We start from the raw sequence: 19,202 nt of genomic DNA on the forward strand, positions 1-19,202 counted from the left end.
CCCGGATCTCTTCCAGGCCAAGGTTTTCTTCAAGGTCTGGCGGACTGACGAATCAGTTGGCACTGACCTGCTGTGACAAACACCCTTCCGGCCAGCTCAGCTGATTAGCTTGTGGCCGTAGTCGCAAGGTCAACCATTCACTGCCGGTATCCAGATGGATATCACTAAAGGCCCACTGTACCTGCCCCTGACTTTGATCGTCCCACAGCACATCGCTGAGATTGCTCATCATGGCACCAAGGTCATCAGCATTGGCCTTTTCCAGATTCACCGCGGTAAAACGGCTACGATCAGTCAGGACTTCAACCGGCACCCGTACATTCAGGCCGCCGCTAAGACCAACTCGTGAAATCAATGTGTCGCATGACAACAGTGGCGTTTCTGCCTGCTCGGCTGTCGCCGTCTGAGCTGAAGTGGCTGCCAATAGCACCAGCCCAGCCATCAGCCCGCGTATCGAATATCTGTTCATGGCAACCACCTGATAAACCAATTAGGGTTACCAATATTTGAGCACAGCAGCACGTAGAGTAGTCGTCGCCTGCAGCGAACAAGTGCAAGGCTTTGCCAACGAATGTCAGAGTGAACTCAATACTCCAGTGGCTGGCGTGGCGCTGGTCGCCACTTCAGTTGTATCCACAACCACAGCAGGCTCATTAGCAGCAAGCCCCAACTCAAGGCTACCGCTTGCGGCAGCCACTCACTGAGTTGCTGCAACCAGTCTTGCTGCCCCAGCCAGCCCGTCCGCTGGATAAGCCAGCCAAGTGCCAGCAGAGCGATGGTAACCGCCATAATTTGCCGTAATGCCTGATATCCGTTTGGTCGCAATTGATACAAGGCCAGCAACAGCGGCACCCACATCACCACCAACAGCAGCTGCATCAATTCCACCCCCAGATTAAACGCCAGCAAATCGAGTAGCAGCGACCAGCCAGTCACATGCAAATTGCCGAGGATTTCCGCGAAGGCACTGCCATGAATCAGTCCGAACACCAGTGTCAGCAGCAACATCCAGCGTTGCCCGGAGGTTGGCAGCAACGCCAATAAGGCTGACAAGGCAACTGACAGCGCCACCGCCATTTCAACCAGCGACGCAGAAAATGGCTGCCAGCCCATCGCTGCGGCCAGCAGGCTGATCATATGACCGACGGTAAAGGCACTCACCAGCAACAACAATCGCTGATAGACAGGCCAGGCGCGATTCCCGGACCGACGCTTGGCCGAAAACAAAGGGGCAGGCAACAGCAGCGCCAGCATAAACAGCAAGTGATCGGCACCGGCAGCAATATGCTCGAAGCCGTAGCCAAGGTACTCCAGCATGCCGGGCTCACGCTGAACAGCCTGCTGCACATCAAGCAAAGGCAACTGCACATGCTTGCGTCGTAACCATTGGCTGAAACCGGTGTTTTTCACCGTCACCAGAGTACGATGATTCACTACCCGGTGGACGATGGCATCCAGTTGCAATACCAGCGCTAACGCCTGATCGGCCTGCCAGCTGGACGCGGGCCAGCAGACCCGAACTACCAACATGGCAGTGCCGGTCTGCTGCTGATCCTGATGATTCACCGACCAACCCAGCCACTGCCAATCAAGTTGGCGGCCAGGCTGTGGTTTTGGCTGCCCGGCCTGAGGAAGCAGCAGCTGCAAATGCTGGCGCAAGTAGTCTTGCAGGTAAGCCAGCTGCTGAGCGTTGAGCGTATCAAACTGTGCTGGCATGGAGGCGTCAGCCATCTGCAACTGATCAATCGCCAGATGCAGTTCGGCATACAAGCCATCATCTTCCAGCGCCAGCTGTAGCGACGAAGGCTGGGCCGGATGGCTACAAACCAGACTGGACCAGCAGAGCAGACAGACAACCACCAGGTTCTTGAACTGCTGCCAGACTGCCTGTCTGTTCATCAGACCCAGACGGCAGATCACAGGCTGTTACCGTAGTCCATGGTCTTGTCGCGATACATGGTGTGGTAGTGGGTTTTGTTGCTGATCACCACTCCATTCTGAACTGCCACTTCAATCCACAAGCGCGGACCGTCGATACGCATATAAGTGCCGCTGACATCGACATCAACCCCGGCGCTTTCAGTGCCGGCCCAGGCGACATAAGTGTCTGCGAAGGCATCATCCGAGGTGTAGTCATCCATCAACTCGTCGGCGACCTCATCCGGGAAATCCCGCACCCATTCTTCTATCGCCGCAATCACTAACGCCTGTTGAGTGTCACTCATATAGGAGACCAGCAAGCCAGTGCGATCGCTGCCACTGGGATAATCATCCGGCAGCACACCACTGCCATTATCCGGCCCCATCAGCACATCAGAAAAACTCTGGCCACTTAGATAGGCAGTACTGAGGTCATCCGCCGACAATGAATCGAAGATGTCCACCATGGCGTTGCCTTCATCTTCTACCGGCGCCCAGGTTTCCGAGTTCAAAACAAAGCTGTCCTTGGGTTCGGCAGCGATATGGTTAGGAACCGGGTAACCAGTACCATTCAACATGGTGATGTTGTAAGCCATATGGTGGCCGCCGATTTGGAGCATCCAGACATCGTCAGCGGATGGTGTACCAAAAATGGCGAAGTAGTACAGGTCAGAACTGTATGCAGCACCGCCACCGCCGCCGCCACTGCTCTGTTCGCCGAGATAATCATCGGCCGCCAGCACCCCCTGAAAATCCAGATAACCAGCGTCACTAAGAGCTACACTCGCCAGATAATAAGCGGCTTCTTGCTGGCTTGTGCTCATATCGCCCAACGCCAGACCATTTCGCTGCACCGAACCAGTGGGTAAATTCGACCACACAGTTTTACTTTCCGAATCGGACCAGTCGTACGACACCGACGCCAGTTCACTGCTGTCGAGGGTCGCGAGGAAAGCGTTGGCGGCACAGGCCAGTTCAGTCGGATAGTCGTCACTGCTGCAGTCGGTGCTGGAACTGTCGTCCGACGAGCTGTCATCACTGTCGTCAGCTGAGCTATCGTCCGAGCTGTCATCCGAAGAACTGTCGTCTGATGAGCTGTCCGAAGATGTATCCGAGCTGCTGGATGAGCCTGAGTCGGATGAAGATCCACACGCCGTCAGTCCAATCAGGCTGGCCAGCATTGCCAGCAGCCATAGTGGTCGTGCCAATCGAAGAATACTGTTCATCTACCTTTCCCCGCATGAATGTGTTCAGGTTTTGAAAGTGTATTAATCACGGCTTCTGTCGAGCCATTTCAGTGGCTGTCATCAAACCATAGTCAAAATGCAGGCAAACAGGCACCAAAGCAAAGCTGAGTGTGGATTGGCAAGATTTTGCCGGGACTGTCAACCAGCCCGGCCAAACACCGTTTAGTACGGGTTAGAGATGAGAAAAATCAGGCCCGGAACCAGTCAAATGCCAACACATCGCGAATTTTCGGGGTCTGTAGCCGATGCATCAGAATACGATCAAGGCCCATGGCAACACCGGCGCAAGCCGGTAATCCATGACGTAAGGCAGCCAATAATTGTTCGTCCAGTGGCCGCCCATCGGCCTGCTGCTCGAACCGATGCCGCTGTTCAACCACATCGGTCAGTTCGTGATAACCATTGGCCATTTCACTGCCGTTCCAGAACAGTTCAAAACGCTCCGCCACGGCAATGCCTTCTGCCGTTACACGGGTTTTCGCCAGCGCCGCCTGCGAGGCCGGAAAGTCGTGAATAAACACCAGGGTGTTGGCAGGCAAGGCCGGTTCAACCTGATGACTGACGATCACATCCAGCCAGCCATCGCGACCCAGCTGCAAATCCTGGCCAGCCAGCTGTATACCCAGCGCAGCAATTTCGTCATCCGTGGCGGTGAACGGATCCAACCCGGCAAAACGGCTGACGGCATCGCGATAACGATGAATTTCCATTGCTGCCTGCGGCTGATCCAACAGCAAACGCACCAGTTCCGCGACTTCGTTGATCAGCCGAAAATGATCCCAACCAAGCCGATACCACTCCAGCATGGTGAATTCCGGGTTATGACGGCTGCCCGCTTCACCGGCGCGGAATACCTTGCAGATCTGGTAAATGTCGCCACTGCCTGCACACAGCAGCCGTTTCATGGCGTACTCCGGGGAGGTATGCAGGTAACGTTGTTCGGTGGTTTGCATCGGTTCGATATTCGGATCAACCACCGCGGCCACTGACAACACCGGGGTTTCAACCTCCAGCACCTGACGCTGGTGAAAAAATTCCCGAATCGTGCGGTAACAGTCGGCGCGGGCGCGCAGATTTTCAATACTGGCGGTGGGATTCCAGCTGGCGGACATAAAAATAACCCCGGGGAACAACATACAAGGCAGACACAAAAAAGGGAGTCCGCTGACTCCCTTCTGGACGGATACGCAGCCGAATCAGGCGCGACTGACGTATTCGCCGGAACGGGTATCGATACGCAGCTTTTCACCAATGTTGATGAACAGCGGTACTTTGACCACAGCACCGGTAGACAGGGTCGCTGGCTTGCTGCCGCCCTGGGCAGTATCGCCTTTCACGCCCGGATCCGTTTCGGCCACTTCCAGTTCAACAAAGTTTGGCGGTGTGACCGTCAGGACTGCGCCGTTGAACAGAGTCACGACGTAAACATCCTGCTCTTTCAGCCACTTGATGGTGTCGCCCAACGCGTCTGCAGAAGCACCGTGTTGCTCGAAAGAACCGTCAGTCGCCATGAAGTGCCAGAACTCACCGTCGGTGTAGAGATATTCCATATCCACTTCAACCACGTCCGCGCCTTCCAGGGAATCGCCGGATTTGAAGGTTTTCTCAACCACCCGACCAGTACGCAGGTTACGCAGTTTGACGCGGTTAAAAGCCTGGCCCTTGCCCGGCTTTACATATTCGTTATCCATGATGGAGCAAGGCTCGCCATCCATCATTACCTTAAGACCAGATTTGAATTCGTTGGTAGAATAGTTAGCCATTTCGCTATCCCAAAGATATTAGGAAAAAAATTAAAGTGCGTATCATAGCGCGATCCGCCGCCAAAACGCAGTCGAACTGGCACGAGATTCTGGCCAATTCCATCCGTTCAGGTCAGCAATTGTTGCAACAACTGCAATTATCCAACCATCCGGAGCTGGCCAGCCAGGCTGCCGAAAATGATTTCCCGGTGCTGGTTCCACGTCCCTGGCTGGAACTGATGAAGCCAGCAGACCCTCTGGATCCACTGTTATTGCAGGTATTACCCCAGGCTGCTGAAACGCTCAGCCAGCCAGGTTATGTCAGTGATCCACTGGGGGAAATCGCCACCAATGTGCAGCCCGGTATCATTCATAAATATCAGGGACGGCTGTTACTGATTGCCGCCACCGGGTGTGCCGTGAACTGCCGTTATTGCTTTCGCCGTCATTTTGATTACGCCGATAACCGCCTCAGTCGCCAGCAATGGCAACAGTCGCTCGACTATGTGCGGAATAACCCGGAGATCAGCGAAGTTATTCTCAGTGGTGGTGACCCACTGATGCTGAAAGACGTCCATCTGGCCGAGCTGGTGAGCGCGATTGAAGCGATCCCCCACGTCAAACGACTACGCATTCACAGCCGCTTACCCGTGGTCATCCCGGCTCGTATTACCGAATCACTAACCGCCATGCTGGCCAGTAGCCGCCTGGACTGCGTACTGGTGCTGCACATCAACCACCCACAGGAAATCAGTGCGGAACTGCAAGGCGGTGTCACCTTGCTGAAGCAGCACGGCATTACCCTGCTGAATCAGAGCGTGTTACTGAAAGGGATTAACGACCAGGCTGATATTCTGGTCGGGTTAAGCGAAAAGCTGTTCCAGATTGGCATTTTGCCCTACTACCTGCATTTGCTCGACAAAGTCGCCGGCGCGCAACATTTTGATATGCCTCTGCAACAGGCTCAGGCGCTCTATCAACAGCTGCACGCCCGCTTACCCGGCTACCTGCTGCCAAGGCTGGCGCAAGAAGAGTCAGGCATGACAGGTAAGACCTTGATTCCACTTGAGGCCAATCAAGGCAATGACTCTTTCTGACATATCTCAGGCGAATTTCAGAACGTAACCTAATATTATCGAGTTTGGATCCAGTCTTAATATATTAAGGTTTTTTGACTGAGGTCACAGATTTTTACTTGATAGTTGCAAACTTTGCCCTGGGGATGCCACATCGGCAGACCCCAATCGGCAACGAGGATAGAATCCAAGACTTGCGTCGCAATTTAGCCGAACCAGAGACGGAACAGAGCCCCCGGAAATGTCGAGCCCAGAAGACACGCTGCACCTGTTGATATTGATGGAATCCCGTAACGAAGCTGAAGGAATCGTTAGCTTGTTGCGCAATTCCGGCAGCGCTACACGGGTTCATTTTATTACCTCGCTGGAAGACTTTTCCGAACAACTGGAAGCCAAGTCATGGGACCTGCTGATTGCCGAAGAGCAGGCTAATGGCCTCGAAGTCAGCACCCTTCAACACCAGATCAACCGCTTTAACAAAGACCTGCCACTGATTCTGATCAATCGTGAAGTCGACCTGATTGCTATGGAAACCGCTCTCAAGCGCGGTGCCTGCACCATGGTTCCGATCGGTGAGAACAACCTGCTGGTACTGGCGATTCAACGCGAAATCACCCACCTGCGTACCCGCCGCGAAAAACGCTCACTCGAAGTACGTCTGCGCGATGCTGAGAAACGCGCCCAGGCGTTGCTTGAAAGTTCACGTGATGCGGTTGCCTACGCCCAGGATGGCATGCACCTGTTTGCCAACGCTGCCTATCTGCAAATGTTCGGTTTTGCGTCCGTTGACGAGCTGGAAGGCATGCCGCTGCTGGATATGGTTGATTCGTCCGGCCAAAACGACTTCAAACAGTTTTTCAAAAAATATCTGGCTGCCAGCCACCAGACTGCCGAGCTGAACACCATCGGTGTTGCCAGTGATGGCAAGCTGTTCCCTATGCGCATGACCCTGAGCCCGGCAACCTACGCCGAGGAGCGCTGCACTCAGGTCGTGATCCAGTCGAGTGAGAAAAACACCGCTGTAGAAGCCAAACTGCGTGAAATCAGCAACCTGGATATTCTCACCGGCCTGCACAACAAGCCCTACTTCATGACCCAGCTGGAAATTGCCGTCGACAATGCCGTGCTGGGGGGAAGTCGTGGCGCGATTCTTTATATCAATATTGATGGTTTTGGTCGCATCCGCGCCAACGTTGGCATCGCCAAATCAGAAATGGTGCTGGTCGAAATGGCCCAGGCGCTGCGCAAACATCAGCCAGAGGGCAGCTGTCTGGCCCGCATCAGCGAAGATATTTTTGCCATCACTCTGCATGGCAAGAGCGTTGACCAGACGCTGGAATTCGCGGAAAGCATCCGCTCGCACATCGCCAACATGCTGTTTGATCTGGGTGACCGTACCATTACGACTACCGTCAGTATTGGTGTCGCACTGGTCAACGACAGTAGTTCCAACCCGGTCGATGTGCTGCAACAGGCCCACTCGGCCTGCTACAAGGTACGGGAAGAAGAAGATCACAAGAATGGCAATGGCGTTGCGCTCTTCAGTGGCAATCAGGCAGCCAGCAGCAAAGGCAGCTCAGCGTCACTGGAAGATGCCGTTACCGAAGCGCTCAAACTGAATTCCTTCAAACTGTCATTCCAGCCGCTGATCAGCTTGCGTGGCGAAGAGATCGAGCACTACGAAGCGCGTTTCAAACTGCCTTATCATGGTGATGCAATGAGCGCTGGCGGCGTGATCAACGAACCCACTATCAGTGATACCCTCAAGCGCAAGATTGATCGCTGGGTGATCCTGAACACCGTCAAGCGCCTCAGCGAACACCAGCACAAGGGTCACACCACCCGGGTGTTCCTGAATCTGTCCGGCCCCTCCATTCTTGATGAAAGCCTGCCCAACTGGATCAGCGTTGCCATGCGTGCAGCCCGCCTGCCCAAAGGCGCAGTGATCATCCAGATTACCGAAGACGACTGCTCGCGAATGCTGAAACAGGCACAGAAATTTGCCCAGGCACTTTCCGAGCTGCAAATCAGCATGTGCCTGAGCCGTTTTGGCTGTTCACTCGAACCAATGAAGAACCTGCAGTTTGTGCCAGCCCAATACGTCAAGGTCGATGTTTCCTACACCCGCGAACTGGCCAACAACCAGAAGCAGCTGCAGGACTTGCTGAAGTCGCTGCACGAGCAGGAAAAGCAGACGATTGTGCCTATGGTAGAGAGCGCTTCGACGCTGGCCAACCTGTGGCAGATGGGCGTTCATTTTGTCCAGGGAGACTATGTCCAGTCAGCCCAGGAAGCCATGAACTACAACTTCGAGGAAGAAGGCAGCTTCTGACCACAGCCTGACTCAGCCCTGATAACAAAAAGCCGGTGATCAACACCGGCTTTTTTATGCTTGCAGCTTGTCGCCTGTACAGGCGTCAGTCTTCGCGCACAGGCGGCTCCAGAATATCGCGGTCCCGATAGCCCAGTAGATACAGAATACCGTCCAGTCCCAGTGTCGAAATCGAATGACGGGCATTCTCACGCACCAGCGGTTTGGCCCGGAAAGCAATTCCAAGACCGGCAATGCTGAGCATTGGCAAATCGTTGGCACCATCACCCACAGCGATGGTCTGCTCCAGCCGGATACCCTCTTTTTCTGCCAGTTCTCGCAGCAATTGCGCCTTGCGCTGGCCATCAACCACGGGCTCTATCACCCGTCCGGTGACCTTGCCATCAACCATTTCCAGCTCGTTGGCAAAGACATAGTCGATACCCAAACGTTGTTGCAAATAACGGCCAAAGTAGTTGAAGCCACCAGACAGAATCGCTGTCTTGTAACCCAGCGAACGCAGGTTATAGATCAGTCGTTCGGCACCTTCGGTGATTGGCAGTTTGGCAGCGATGCTTTCCAACACGCTGGCATCCATGCCCTGCAACAAGGCCATGCGTTGGGCAAAGCTTTGTTTGAAATCCAACTCGCCCTGCATCGCCCGTTCGGTAATGGCTGCGACCTGCTCGCCGACGCCAGCGGCAGCGGCCAGTTCATCAATCACTTCGGCTTCAATCAGGGTTGAGTCCATATCGAACGCCACCAGTCGGCGGGAACGACGATAGACGTCATCAATCTGTACGGCCACGTCGATGCCCAATTCGTTGGCGACATCGAGGAAGCGCGCACGCAACTCACTCTGGTCAGCGTCACCGCGAACCGACAGCTCAACGCAGGCACGGGTACTGCTGTCATCAGATGCTTCCTGGTCGAGTGGTACCCGGCCAGACAAGCGGTTGATCTGATCAATATTGAGGCCACTGCTGGCGACAATTTCAGTCACCCTGGCAATCGCTTCCGCTTCAATAGTGCGGGCCAGCAAGGTGATGATATGACGGGGCTTGCCCTGCCCTGCCACCCATTGCTCATAGCTGTCAGCGGTTACCGGAGTGAATCGAATGGAAAGCCCCAGCTCGTGTGCTTTGAACAACACATCTTTTAATACCGGAGCAGAATCTGCGCTGGCAGGAATTGCGGCCAGAATGCCCAGGGAGAGGGTGTCGTGAATCTCGGCCTGACCAATATCCAGAATGGTCACATCATACTGGGCCAGAATCGCAGTGATGCTGGCGGTAAGGCCGGGTTTGTCGGCACCGGATACCCGGATCAGTACCAGTTCGGTCACAATAGTTTCCTGTTGCCTTGCGGCGGTGATGGGTTTTACAGCTTGTTCAGGTCAGTTTTGGCAGCCGCCACAACAGTGCGCAGCTCTTCGATCAGATCCACGGTTTCATGGACAGACAGAGCGCGAACGCGGTCCAGACTCATCAAAAACAGGCCTTTTTCCAGCTTTTCCAGTTTCTCTTGCAGGGACTGCTTGGTATCGCTCATGGCGTATCCTCATGGTTTCTTTTCGTGGGAATCATCCAATACCCGCCCAGCTTTGGGTGATTGCACTCTGATGGCCATCCTTCGGGCGGCGCATATAATAGCACCTCAGCAACCGCTGACTATCACGATATCTTCCGGTTTTGCCAGACAAAGGGCTATACACTGTATATCCTTGATACAGGCAGGTTAAATTCATGCCCTGTCACGACGTGGCAATAACACGGTAACAACACAGCAATCAGCGATGGCCTTTTTCATGTCCAAGACCCACGCCAAACCCTGGGGTCTGAGCCAGTTTTGCGGGATCTTTGGTGCCCTGCAGATTTTGATACTGGGCTCGGTTATTTCCTTCCTGACCTACAGTCAGCTGCACGGCCAGCTGCAGGCCAGCCAGCAGCAGCGCGCCAGCCAGCAGCTCGACCGGCTCGCCCAGCTATTGGCTCCGAGCCTGCTGCAACAGGACCGCATCAGCATCAACCTGGCACTGAAGGAATGGAATCGCGGCGATGACCTCAATGCCATCCGCATCCAGAACACCGACCGCAAGGTGATTGCCGAAACCGGCCCACTACTGAATCCCGATCAGGTGATCAATCGCTCAATCACCCTCGATGACACCGCCATGGGCATGATGCAGGCTGAAATCAATCCGCAACCCGTCTCCCGTCAAAGCGGCCGTTATCTGTCGCTGGCACTGATGGCTACCGGTTTGTGCGCCATGCTGGGTGGCCTGATCAGCTATTTTATGGCCGAACGCATTGCTGCTTACCTGCGCAAGCTGTCAGGCTCACTGGGGGAATGGAATAACCGTAACCTGTTGACCCTGCCACAACTGAGCCTGCCGATACGAGAGCTGCAGGAACTCGACCAGAGCTGCAACCAATTGCAGGAGCAGGAACGTCAGCGACTGGCTATCGAACGGGCATTAGGGAAATATCTCTGCAGTGGTGACAAGCCACCGGTGAAGACCTCTACCTATCACCGCTGCGCGCTGGTTTATATTGAAATTACCGATCTCGATGTGCTGCAGGCGCGTCTGAGCGCGGTCGAGCTGGCCGAAACCCTGGGTGAGTATTATCGCCTGCTGAACCAGGCCGCCAAACTCTATAACGGCAAACTCGACCGTTATCAGGGCAATGGTCTGGTAATGATTTTTGGACTGAATGAATCCAGCGATCGCGATACCCTGCACTGCATCTATGCTGCCCAGCTGTGCCTTGGCCTGCTGCAACAAAGCCAGAAACGCAAACCGGCACTGGCTTCCGTTGGCTTCCGTATCGCCGCCCACTGGGGGCCGGTACTGCTGGCGCCTATCGAACAGGATGAAGACACTCACTACTCCCTGATTGGCGACACCATTTATTGGGCCTCACATCTGGCCGGTAGCAGTGAAGAAGGCCGTTTGCTGGCGAGTCAGATCCTGATTTCCGAATTGCCGCCGGAATACGGCTTGAGCTGGGAAGAAGGTCCGTTAGTGTCAGACCTGCAAGGCAACGAGCAATCAAGTTTCTGGCTCCAGGGACTGCCGGAAACCAGCCGAACCCTGATCGAGCGCCAGATCAAGCACATCACCAGTATGAAAGAAAACGCCTGAGCGAATCGGCTCAAGTCCCGGCACGCCGGGACCCTGGCCTCAGGGGGTGACGATTCTTCCAATCGGCCTATTGCTGACTCTGCTGCTGACGTTGCTGCAACTGCAAGTACACCAGCCGCTCCAGCACCCTGGTCACCGGTGTAAAATCCTGCTGCGGGTGCAGCTGATTGAGAGCAATCACGGCGGCTTCCAGCGTCGACAAACCATCATCACGCGGCGACTTTCGTACTGGCGCATAACGGCTGGTCTGCTCAGGCTGTAGCGCCAGATGTGGCAGTTCATTCAGCCAGGGATTCAACAACAGCAGCCGTTTGACCTTGCGCCAGGTGCCATCCAGCAGCAGCAACTGCTGCCGTTGTGGCAAGCCCTGATCATCTAACAGCTGTTCGTTCGTCAGCGCCGGTTTATGTTCCAGCGGAAACAACAGCATTGTCTGCGCGCGCCAGTCTGGCCCCAATAATTCCTCCGGCACTAACTGATCAGCCACCAGCAAACGACTGCCAACAATACTTTTATGCAGTAACGGCGCGGTAGACAAGCGATGGCGGGCTTCGTCCTTGTCCTGCCAGATAATCAGCTGCAACGCCGGGGTCACGCGACTGATCGCCGAACACAGACAAACGCTGGCCGGTCGATCACAACCGCTACAGATCTGGCGTTTACTCATGCCTGGCGCTGTTTGGCGATTTCCAGTAGCGGCTTGAGGAAACGACCAGTGTGCGACACTTCAGCGGCAGCGATGTCCTCTGGCGTGCCTTCCGCAATGATATAACCACCCTTGGAGCCACCTTCCGGGCCCAGATCGACAATCCAGTCGGCGGTTTTGATCACATCGAGGTTGTGCTCGATCACCACCACAGTGTTGCCGTGGTCACGCAGCCGATGCAGTACTTCCAGCAACTGCTCGATATCGTGGAAATGTAGGCCGGTGGTTGGTTCATCGAGAATATAAAGCGTCTTACCGGTATCCCGCTTCGACAGTTCTTTCGCCAGTTTCACCCGCTGGGCCTCACCACCGGACAGGGTAGTCGCTGCCTGTCCCAGCCGGATATAGCTGAGACCAACATCCATCAGGGTTTGCAGCTTGCGGGCGACTGCCGGAATGGCGTCAAAGTAGTCGCGGGCATCCTCTACCGTCATATCGAGCACTTCGTGAATGTTCTTGCCCTTGTAGCGGATGTCGAGAGTTTCGCGGTTATAACGCTTGCCGTGGCAAACATCACAAGGCACATAAATATCGGCGAGGAAGTGCATCTCGACCTTGATCACGCCGTCGCCCTGACAGGCTTCACAGCGGCCACCCTTGACGTTAAACGAGAAACGACCAGCCTTGTAACCACGGGCGCGGGCTTCCTGGGTACCCGCAAACAATTCACGCACCGGCGTAAAGATGCCGGTATAGGTGGCCGGGTTGGAACGCGGAGTACGACCAATCGGACTCTGGTCGATATCAACGACCTTATCGAGCTGACCCAGGCCGGTAATGCTGCTGTGTTCTGACGCTTTCAGGGTCGTCGCGCCATTCAATGCGGTGGCCGCCAGCGGATACAGGGTGCGGTTGATCAGAGTCGACTTGCCGGAACCGGAAACCCCGGTAATACAAGTCATCAGGCCCAGCGGAATGGTCAGGTCAACATTGTTGAGGTTGTTGCCTTTGGCGCCCTTGAGTTTCAGCTCCTTGCCTTTGCCATACGGCGTACGGCTCGGTGGCACTTCTATCGCCCGTTCGCCCGACAGGTATTTGCCAGTCACTGAATTGGGATCATTGGCAACTTCATCCGGCGTGCCCTTGGCAATCACCTGACCACCATGAACACCGGCACCCGGGCCAATATCAATCAGATAATCAGCGCTACGGATGGCATCTTCATCGTGTTCCACCACCAGCACCGTGTTGCCCAGATCACGCAGGTGGAACAGGGTTTTCAGCAGACGGTCGTTGTCGCGTTGATGCAGACCAATCGACGGTTCATCAAGAATGTACATGACCCCCACCAGACCAGCGCCAATCTGCGATGCCAGCCGGATACGCTGGGCTTCACCGCCCGAAAGGGTGTCAGAACTGCGATTCAGGGTCAGATACTCAAGCCCGACGTTGACCAGAAAGCTCAGCCGCTCACGGATTTCCTTGAGGATTTTCTCGGCAATTTCGCCCTTGTGGCCAGCCAGCTTCAGCTCGGTGAAATACTGATGCGCTTGCTCCACCGCCATACCGGTACAGGCATGAATGGTCTTATCACCGATAAACACGTTACGGGCCTCACGACGCAGACGAGAACCCTCACAAACCGGGCAAGGTTGCACGCTGAGATATTTGGCCAGTTCATCGCGTACACTCTGGGATTCCGTTTCGTGATAACGGCGATCGAGATTCGGCAACACCCCTTCAAAGGCATGGTTCTTGACGATCTGATCGCCACGGGAGTTGACGTAGATAAAGCCGATTTCCTCGCCGTCGGAACCGAACAGCAGCTTGTTGCGAGCAAACTCGGTCATTTCCTCAAACGGCACATCCAGCGGAAAGCCGTAGTGGTCGGCCACCGCGCAGAGCATCTGGAAATAATAGACACTGCGACGATCCCAGCCCCGAATCGCCCCGGCACTGATCGACAGGCTGGCATCCACCACCACCAGATCCGGATCAAAATACTGCTTCACCCCCAGTCCATCACAGCTTGGACAGGCACCCGCCGGGTTGTTGAATGAGAACAGTCGCGGCTCCAGCTCTGACAGGCTGTAACCACAATGTGGACAAGAGAACTGTGATGAAAACAGCATAGGTTCAGCACCGTCGTCATCCATCGACGCCGCCAGTGCCAGCCCGCCGCTCAGCTCCAGACAGGTTTCCAACGATTCCGACAACCGCTGCTCAATACCTTCTTTTACCTTGAAACGATCCACCACCACTTCGATGGTGTGTTTGCGGCGCTTGTCGAGGTCCGGCAAATCATCGAGGTCGAAAATACGACCATCAACCCGCACCCGCACATAACCCTGCGCTCGCAGGCTGTCGAAGATATGGGCATGTTCACCTTTACGGTCCCGCACCACTGGCGCCAGGATCATGTATTTGCTGCCTTCCGGCAGCTCCATGATGCTGTCGACCATCTGGCTGACGGTCTGGGCCTCCAGCGCCACGTCATGATCCGGGCAGCGCGGTGTGCCGACCCGAGCAAACAACAGCCGCAGGTAATCGTAGATTTCAGTAACCGTACCGACGGTGGAACGCGGGTTATGGGAAGTCGATTTCTGCTCAATCGAAATGGCGGGTGACAGACCTTCAATCAGGTCGACGTCCGGCTTTTCCATCACGCTGAGGAACTGGCGGGCGTAGGTCGACAAAGATTCGACATAACGCCGCTGGCCTTCGGCATAGAGAGTATCAAACGCCAGCGACGACTTACCGGAACCACTCAGCCCGGTAATGACCACCAGTTTGTCGCGGGGGATATCCAGGTCCACATTTTTGAGGTTGTGGGTACGGGCACCTCTGACCAGAATCTTGTCCATGCAGCTCAGCTCTATACCTGTGTTGGAAAGGCAAAAGCCCCATTGTAATGGAAGCAGGATTCAGAAACAGACCTCAGCGCACTCTGGAATCAATGACTGCTGCAACAGTCATTTACGACGGTAGCGGTTTATCCTCACCGAGATCACCTAAATATCGCTCCGCCCAGGTCACCGCCTGCACCCGGTTTTTCACACTGATCTTGCGGAACAGGTTGTAAACGTGGCTTTTAACCGTGTGTTTACTGACTTCCAGTTCTTCAGCAATGTCCTGATTCCGGTAACCCGCCATCATAAACCTCAGGATCTGTAGCTCCCGTGGCGTTACCTGAACCGGCAACGGCACCAGCAGGTTCGGACGTTTGCGATTAACGTGCAACACATTGGCCAGCACGGATTCCGGCAGACTGGCGCAACCGCGCAGCAGGGTTTCGACACCATCCAATAACTGCTGTTGATCCAGCGTCGAGCGAAAAATGCCATTGACCTGCGGCCAGTGCGCCAGCTGTTCGCGCTGGTCACCGGCGGGCAGATTAATCAGCCCCACAGAGGGCTTGTGGCCGGTGTGTTTGTAGATCTGATCGAGCCAGCGGCAACAGCTGGCCAGATCCAGACTGTTGGCATCAATCAGCAATAACCTACACTGGCGCAGGTCTATCGCCGCCAGACTGCTGCACAACAGCCGCCATGGGCCAAAGGTTTCGGTTAACAGATCAACCAGCATATTGGTTTGCACCGAATTATCGGCGCAGAGCGCAAGGTAACCCCTGCGAGTCGTATGCAAATTCGCCATAAATCTCTCCCTGACAGCGAAAATTATTTTGGATAAGCAGCACCATTGATCATCAGGTACTGTTTCGGTCCACCACATCCTTAGGGAACCTACAGCCAGGTTTACACCTCTATAGCTGCCTGCCTATGCGCTAAATATTCCAATGATTGCTGAAATCTCAGCAGCAGAGCTGATAAACTAGCGCACTTTTTCAAATATACAACGACCCTGATCACGTTTTACGGAAGCCCGGGATGGCTCCGCTATCTGGAAAACACATGTCTGCCATACCAAATTCTGTACAACAGCGTGCTGTCGCATCGCTCGCTGCCCTCTACGCTTTGCGTATGCTCGGGCTGTTCATGGTCCTGCCGGTTCTGATGATTGATGGCCTATCGCTGGAAGATGCCACTCCCCAGTTACTGGGTCTGGCGATGGGCGTTTATGGCCTCACTCAAGCCGTGTTACAAATCCCCGCCGGGGCCTTGTCTGACAAGATAGGCCGCAAGCCGGTGATCATTGGTGGGCTGCTGATTTTTGCCGTTGGCAGCCTGATTGCCGCCCAGGCGGATTCTGTTTACGGACTGATTATTGGCCGCGCCATGCAAGGCGGTGGCGCTATTGCCAGTGCCATTATGGCGCTGGTGACCGACCTCACCAACGAAGACAGCCGTATGAAAGCCATGGCTTTTATTGGTGCCAGCATTGGCCTGTCCTTTTCGGTGGCGCTGGTACTCGGGCCCTGGTTGTCATCACTGGGTGGTTTGCATCTGATTTTCACCACCACGGGCGTGCTCGCCGTTGGTGGCGTGGTCGTTACCCTGTTGCTGATTCCGAATCCGCCACAGGTGCGGCACCGCGATTCGATTGCCGTGGTCAGTGAGGTCAAACGCCAGCTGGCCAACAAGAATCTGTGGCCACTGAACCTTGGCGTGTTTGTCCTGCACGCTCTCATGGTGGCGATTTTTGTGGCGATTCCGTTGCAGCTGAAAGCCATTGGTTTCAGCGCCGATCACCACAGCACACTCTATTTGCCGGTAATGGTATTGGCCTTTGTTTTAATGGTGCCGTTTATCATCATTGCCGAGAAACGCCACAAGATGAAACCCATCGTCTTGCTGGCCAGTGGTTTTATCATTCTGGCACTGCTACTGATGACCCAGGCCGCGACCGTCTGGCACTGGGGCGCATTGCTGTTGCTGTACTTCCTCGGCTTTAACCTGATGGAAGCCAGCTTGCCCTCTTGGCTCAGCAAGGCAGCGCCCGCCGGCGCCAAAGGCAGTGCCATGGGAATTTATTCCAGCATGCAGTTTCTGGGTGCCTTTGTGGGTGGTAGTCTGGGCGGCTGGCTGCTCTCTCACCTGGGTGTGAACTGGGTCTTTGGTGTTTTTGCAGTTGCTATGGTGATATGGGCAGTCATTATGTTTTTGGCCCCGGCACCACGCCATTTGACCAGTGTTCGGCTACGACTCGAAACCGCGCTCAGCAGTGGCCAGCAGGCCAGCCTGCTGAACCTGCCCGGGGTCGCCGAACTGATCGAACTGCCGGAAGAAGAAGCCGTTTATCTGAAAGTCAATGCCAGTGAATTTGATCAGTCACTGGCGCTAGCCATTACAGCGAATACAGGAGACAACCATGGGTCGCAGCGTTAACAAGGTGACACTGATTGGTACTCTGGGCCGTGACCCGGAAGTGCGTTACATGCCCAACGGCAACGCGGTAGCCAACATGACTCTGGCGACCGATGAGAGTTACAATGACAAGCAAACCGGCCAGAAAGTCGACCAGACTGAATGGCACCGTCTGGTGGTGTACGGAAAACTGGCTGAAATCTGTCAGCAGTACCTGAAAAAAGGCAGCCGTGCCTACTTTGAAGGCAAGCTGAAAACCCGTGAATGGGAAAAAGACGGCATCAAACGCTACACCACCGAAATCGTTTGTAACGACATGATGATGCTCGACAACCGCAATAGTGGCGACGGTATGGGCATGGGTTCCGGTATGGGTGGAGGAATGGGCTCAGGCATGGGTGGCGGCTACCAACAACCGAGTGCTGCCGGCATGATGAACGCACCACAGCAACCAGCCCAGAACATGAACCCGATGGGCAACCAGGGTTATGGTCAACAGCCACAACAGCCCATGGGTAACCCACAGGGCGGCTATCAGCAGCCTGCACAACAACCGGCCATGCAACAGCCGCCGATGCAGCAAGCACCAGCGCAGCAGCCTTACCAGCCAGCACCGCAACAACACGCTCCGGCAGCACAGCAGCATGCCCCACAACAGGCTCCACGTCCGCCGCAACAGCCAGCACCGAACCAGGGTGGCTATCAGCAGGCGCCGCAGCCTAGCAACAACTTTGATGATTTCGACGACGATATTCCGTTCTAATCATCAGCAGTCATGGGCGAATTTCACCCACAAAAAATCCGCCAGCTGGCGGATTTTTTGTTTCTGGCTATGTGGTTATGGAAAACCTCAGCCTCAGCCCAACAACACCGGCAACAGGTATTTGTACATCATCATCACCGACACCACCGCAGCCAACACCGCAAAGCTGAGTTGCAATACCCGTGCAGGCAGTTTCGGGGCGGCTACCCGACCGGCCAGCAGGCCAACACTGGTCGCGCCAATAAACCACCAGCCCTGGGCGGTAATTTCGGCACCAGCCATCAATGAATGAACCACGGTGCCACCGGAAATCAGTGTAATCACGGCCAATGACGTTGCGACAATGCCGTGCATACCAAGGTTACTGAAGTGCTGGACGCCCGGCACAATCAGAAAGCCACCACCAACGCCGAGCAAGCCACTGCTGAGGCCAGACAAGGCACCAATCCCAGCCAGCGTAGAGAAACACTTGGGGTTCCACTGAAAACGACCGGTGTCCGGCCGTAGCATGCAGTTCTGCGCCAGCTTGTGGTCATCTTCAGTCGCCAATTGATTCTTGCGTGCCTGCCGCACCATTTTCACCGCGATCATCAACAGCAGCAGGCTGAATAAAATGGTCAACAGAGTGATCGGTAAAATATGCGACAGATGAATACCTAACGGCGCTGCCAGGGTTCCGAACCCGGCCATCACCAATGCCGCCCGGTAACGTACCAGTCCGCGCCGCAGGCCATCAATGGTGCCAATCAGCGAACCCATGCCAATGGCGATCAGCGACACCGGTGCCGCTTCCTGTAATGTGAAGCCAAGCCCCAGCATCAGCGCCGGTACAGCCAGTACGCCACCGCTGCCCGTCAGACCCAAGGCAATGCCTACACCGGCTCCGAGCAGAATTTCGTTAATCATCAACAGCCTCCAGAGGAGTCATGCAAAGCCAATCACAGCGGCCAGACAACCGCTGGGCTTCAGCTTAGATCATTTTGTTAGATGCTTATAACAATATTCCAAAACCAGCATACAGTCACCTGAAAATTTGGCTTCCCGATAACCCGTGGCGTAACCGTCCGGTTTTGCCCGCAATGGCCAGC

Annotated in this window: 16 protein-coding genes; 5 read left to right on the top strand and 11 right to left on the bottom strand. The window is 55.1% G+C overall.

Translation table 11 applies throughout. The features are described 5' to 3' along the window. Positions 1–52: 52 nt before the first annotated feature. The 5 genes from K6123_RS19315 to efp form a co-directional block, all read right to left on the bottom strand. Positions 53–469 carry a hypothetical protein gene (locus K6123_RS19315; protein WP_221800775.1) on the bottom strand — a complete coding sequence of 139 codons (417 nt, stop codon included), beginning with the start codon at positions 467–469 and terminating at the stop codon, positions 53–55. 116 nt (positions 470–585) lie between these two features. Continuing rightward, positions 586–1,899 (bottom strand): HupE/UreJ family protein, encoded by a 1,314-nt coding sequence (locus K6123_RS19320; protein WP_221800777.1) that lies wholly within the window; start codon positions 1,897–1,899, stop codon positions 586–588. Between the two features lie 17 nt (positions 1,900–1,916). After that, positions 1,917–3,146, bottom strand: a complete 1,230-nt coding sequence (locus K6123_RS19325; RefSeq protein ID WP_221800779.1) for a DUF3500 domain-containing protein — start codon at positions 3,144–3,146, stop codon at positions 1,917–1,919. Positions 3,147–3,355: 209 nt separating this feature from the next. Next, positions 3,356–4,279 (bottom strand): EF-P lysine aminoacylase EpmA, encoded by a 924-nt coding sequence (epmA, locus tag K6123_RS19330; protein WP_221800781.1) that lies wholly within the window; start codon positions 4,277–4,279, stop codon positions 3,356–3,358. 84 nt (positions 4,280–4,363) lie between these two features. Then, the gene (gene efp, locus K6123_RS19335) at positions 4,364–4,930 is read right to left on the bottom strand and encodes an elongation factor P (RefSeq protein ID WP_221800783.1); all 567 of its coding nucleotides are present in this window, start codon (positions 4,928–4,930) and stop codon (positions 4,364–4,366) included. A 35-nt stretch (positions 4,931–4,965) separates the two neighbouring features. Here efp and epmB point away from each other — a divergent pair, with 35 nt between their 5' ends. Then, positions 4,966–6,006 (top strand): EF-P beta-lysylation protein EpmB, encoded by a 1,041-nt coding sequence (gene epmB / locus K6123_RS19340; RefSeq protein WP_343224020.1) that lies wholly within the window; start codon positions 4,966–4,968, stop codon positions 6,004–6,006. Positions 6,007–6,226: 220 nt separating this feature from the next. After that, complete coding sequence (locus K6123_RS19345) at positions 6,227–8,317, top strand: EAL domain-containing protein (RefSeq protein ID WP_221800785.1); 2,091 nt, start codon at positions 6,227–6,229, stop codon at positions 8,315–8,317. Between the two features lie 85 nt (positions 8,318–8,402). Here the strand turns inward: K6123_RS19345 and serB are convergent, their stop codons facing one another. Next, the gene (gene serB / locus K6123_RS19350; RefSeq protein ID WP_221800787.1) at positions 8,403–9,641 is read right to left on the bottom strand and encodes a phosphoserine phosphatase SerB; all 1,239 of its coding nucleotides are present in this window, start codon (positions 9,639–9,641) and stop codon (positions 8,403–8,405) included. 35 nt (positions 9,642–9,676) lie between these two features. Next, on the bottom strand, positions 9,677–9,847 hold the full coding sequence (locus K6123_RS19355) for a hypothetical protein (protein WP_221800789.1): 171 nt from the start codon (positions 9,845–9,847) through the stop codon (positions 9,677–9,679). A 256-nt stretch (positions 9,848–10,103) separates the two neighbouring features. Here K6123_RS19355 and K6123_RS19360 point away from each other — a divergent pair, with 256 nt between their 5' ends. Then, positions 10,104–11,441 carry an adenylate/guanylate cyclase domain-containing protein gene (locus K6123_RS19360; RefSeq protein WP_221800791.1) on the top strand — a complete coding sequence of 446 codons (1,338 nt, stop codon included), beginning with the start codon at positions 10,104–10,106 and terminating at the stop codon, positions 11,439–11,441. 67 nt (positions 11,442–11,508) lie between these two features. On the opposite strand, the gene K6123_RS19365 is transcribed toward K6123_RS19360, so the two are convergent. The 3 genes from K6123_RS19365 to K6123_RS19375 form a co-directional block, all read right to left on the bottom strand. Beyond that, complete coding sequence (locus K6123_RS19365) at positions 11,509–12,108, bottom strand: tRNA-uridine aminocarboxypropyltransferase (protein WP_221800793.1); 600 nt, start codon at positions 12,106–12,108, stop codon at positions 11,509–11,511. Continuing rightward, positions 12,105–14,951, bottom strand: coding sequence for an excinuclease ABC subunit UvrA (uvrA, locus tag K6123_RS19370; RefSeq protein ID WP_221800795.1), 2,847 nt, complete (start codon positions 14,949–14,951; stop codon positions 12,105–12,107). Before uvrA ends, K6123_RS19365 begins: the two co-directional genes overlap by 4 nt. A 112-nt stretch (positions 14,952–15,063) precedes the next feature. Continuing rightward, positions 15,064–15,741, bottom strand: a complete 678-nt coding sequence (locus tag K6123_RS19375; protein WP_221800797.1) for a LuxR C-terminal-related transcriptional regulator — start codon at positions 15,739–15,741, stop codon at positions 15,064–15,066. A gap of 257 nt (positions 15,742–15,998) precedes the next feature. Between K6123_RS19375 and K6123_RS19380 the strand changes: the two genes are divergently transcribed. Then, the gene (locus tag K6123_RS19380) at positions 15,999–17,372 is read left to right on the top strand and encodes an MFS transporter (protein WP_246624912.1); all 1,374 of its coding nucleotides are present in this window, start codon (positions 15,999–16,001) and stop codon (positions 17,370–17,372) included. Then, the gene (gene ssb / locus K6123_RS19385) at positions 17,356–18,114 is read left to right on the top strand and encodes a single-stranded DNA-binding protein (RefSeq protein ID WP_221800801.1); all 759 of its coding nucleotides are present in this window, start codon (positions 17,356–17,358) and stop codon (positions 18,112–18,114) included. The genes K6123_RS19380 and ssb overlap by 17 nt, the downstream gene beginning before the upstream one ends. A 93-nt stretch (positions 18,115–18,207) precedes the next feature. On the opposite strand, the gene K6123_RS19390 is transcribed toward ssb, so the two are convergent. After that, entirely contained in the window at positions 18,208–19,020 is an 813-nt protein-coding gene (locus K6123_RS19390) for a sulfite exporter TauE/SafE family protein (RefSeq protein ID WP_221800803.1), read from the bottom strand. Between the last annotated feature and the right edge of the window lie 182 nt (positions 19,021–19,202).

Origin of the sequence: Oceanobacter mangrovi, from assembly GCF_019740315.1 — a bacterium.
Classification (GTDB): Bacteria; Pseudomonadota; Gammaproteobacteria; order Pseudomonadales; family Oceanobacteraceae; genus Oceanobacter; species Oceanobacter mangrovi.

Excerpts from the sequence above, each read along its gene's own strand:
- epmA (WP_221800781.1), bottom strand. The coding sequence starts at position 4,279 with ATGTCCGCCAGCTGGAATCCCACCGCCAGTATTGAAAATCTGCGCGCC.
- K6123_RS19380 (WP_246624912.1), top strand. The coding sequence starts at position 15,999 with ATGTCTGCCATACCAAATTCTGTACAACAGCGTGCTGTCGCATCGCTC.
- ssb (WP_221800801.1), top strand. The coding sequence starts at position 17,356 with ATGGGTCGCAGCGTTAACAAGGTGACACTGATTGGTACTCTGGGCCGT.
- K6123_RS19325 (WP_221800779.1), bottom strand. The coding sequence starts at position 3,146 with ATGAACAGTATTCTTCGATTGGCACGACCACTATGGCTGCTGGCAATG.
- efp (WP_221800783.1), bottom strand. The coding sequence starts at position 4,930 with ATGGCTAACTATTCTACCAACGAATTCAAATCTGGTCTTAAGGTAATG.
- K6123_RS19355 (WP_221800789.1), bottom strand. The coding sequence starts at position 9,847 with ATGAGCGATACCAAGCAGTCCCTGCAAGAGAAACTGGAAAAGCTGGAA.
- K6123_RS19390 (WP_221800803.1), bottom strand. The coding sequence starts at position 19,020 with ATGATTAACGAAATTCTGCTCGGAGCCGGTGTAGGCATTGCCTTGGGT.
- uvrA (WP_221800795.1), bottom strand. The coding sequence starts at position 14,951 with ATGGACAAGATTCTGGTCAGAGGTGCCCGTACCCACAACCTCAAAAAT.
- K6123_RS19315 (WP_221800775.1), bottom strand. The coding sequence starts at position 469 with ATGAACAGATATTCGATACGCGGGCTGATGGCTGGGCTGGTGCTATTG.
- K6123_RS19345 (WP_221800785.1), top strand. The coding sequence starts at position 6,227 with ATGTCGAGCCCAGAAGACACGCTGCACCTGTTGATATTGATGGAATCC.
- K6123_RS19365 (WP_221800793.1), bottom strand. The coding sequence starts at position 12,108 with ATGAGTAAACGCCAGATCTGTAGCGGTTGTGATCGACCGGCCAGCGTT.
- K6123_RS19375 (WP_221800797.1), bottom strand. The coding sequence starts at position 15,741 with ATGGCGAATTTGCATACGACTCGCAGGGGTTACCTTGCGCTCTGCGCC.
- K6123_RS19320 (WP_221800777.1), bottom strand. The coding sequence starts at position 1,899 with ATGAACAGACAGGCAGTCTGGCAGCAGTTCAAGAACCTGGTGGTTGTC.
- K6123_RS19360 (WP_221800791.1), top strand. The coding sequence starts at position 10,104 with ATGTCCAAGACCCACGCCAAACCCTGGGGTCTGAGCCAGTTTTGCGGG.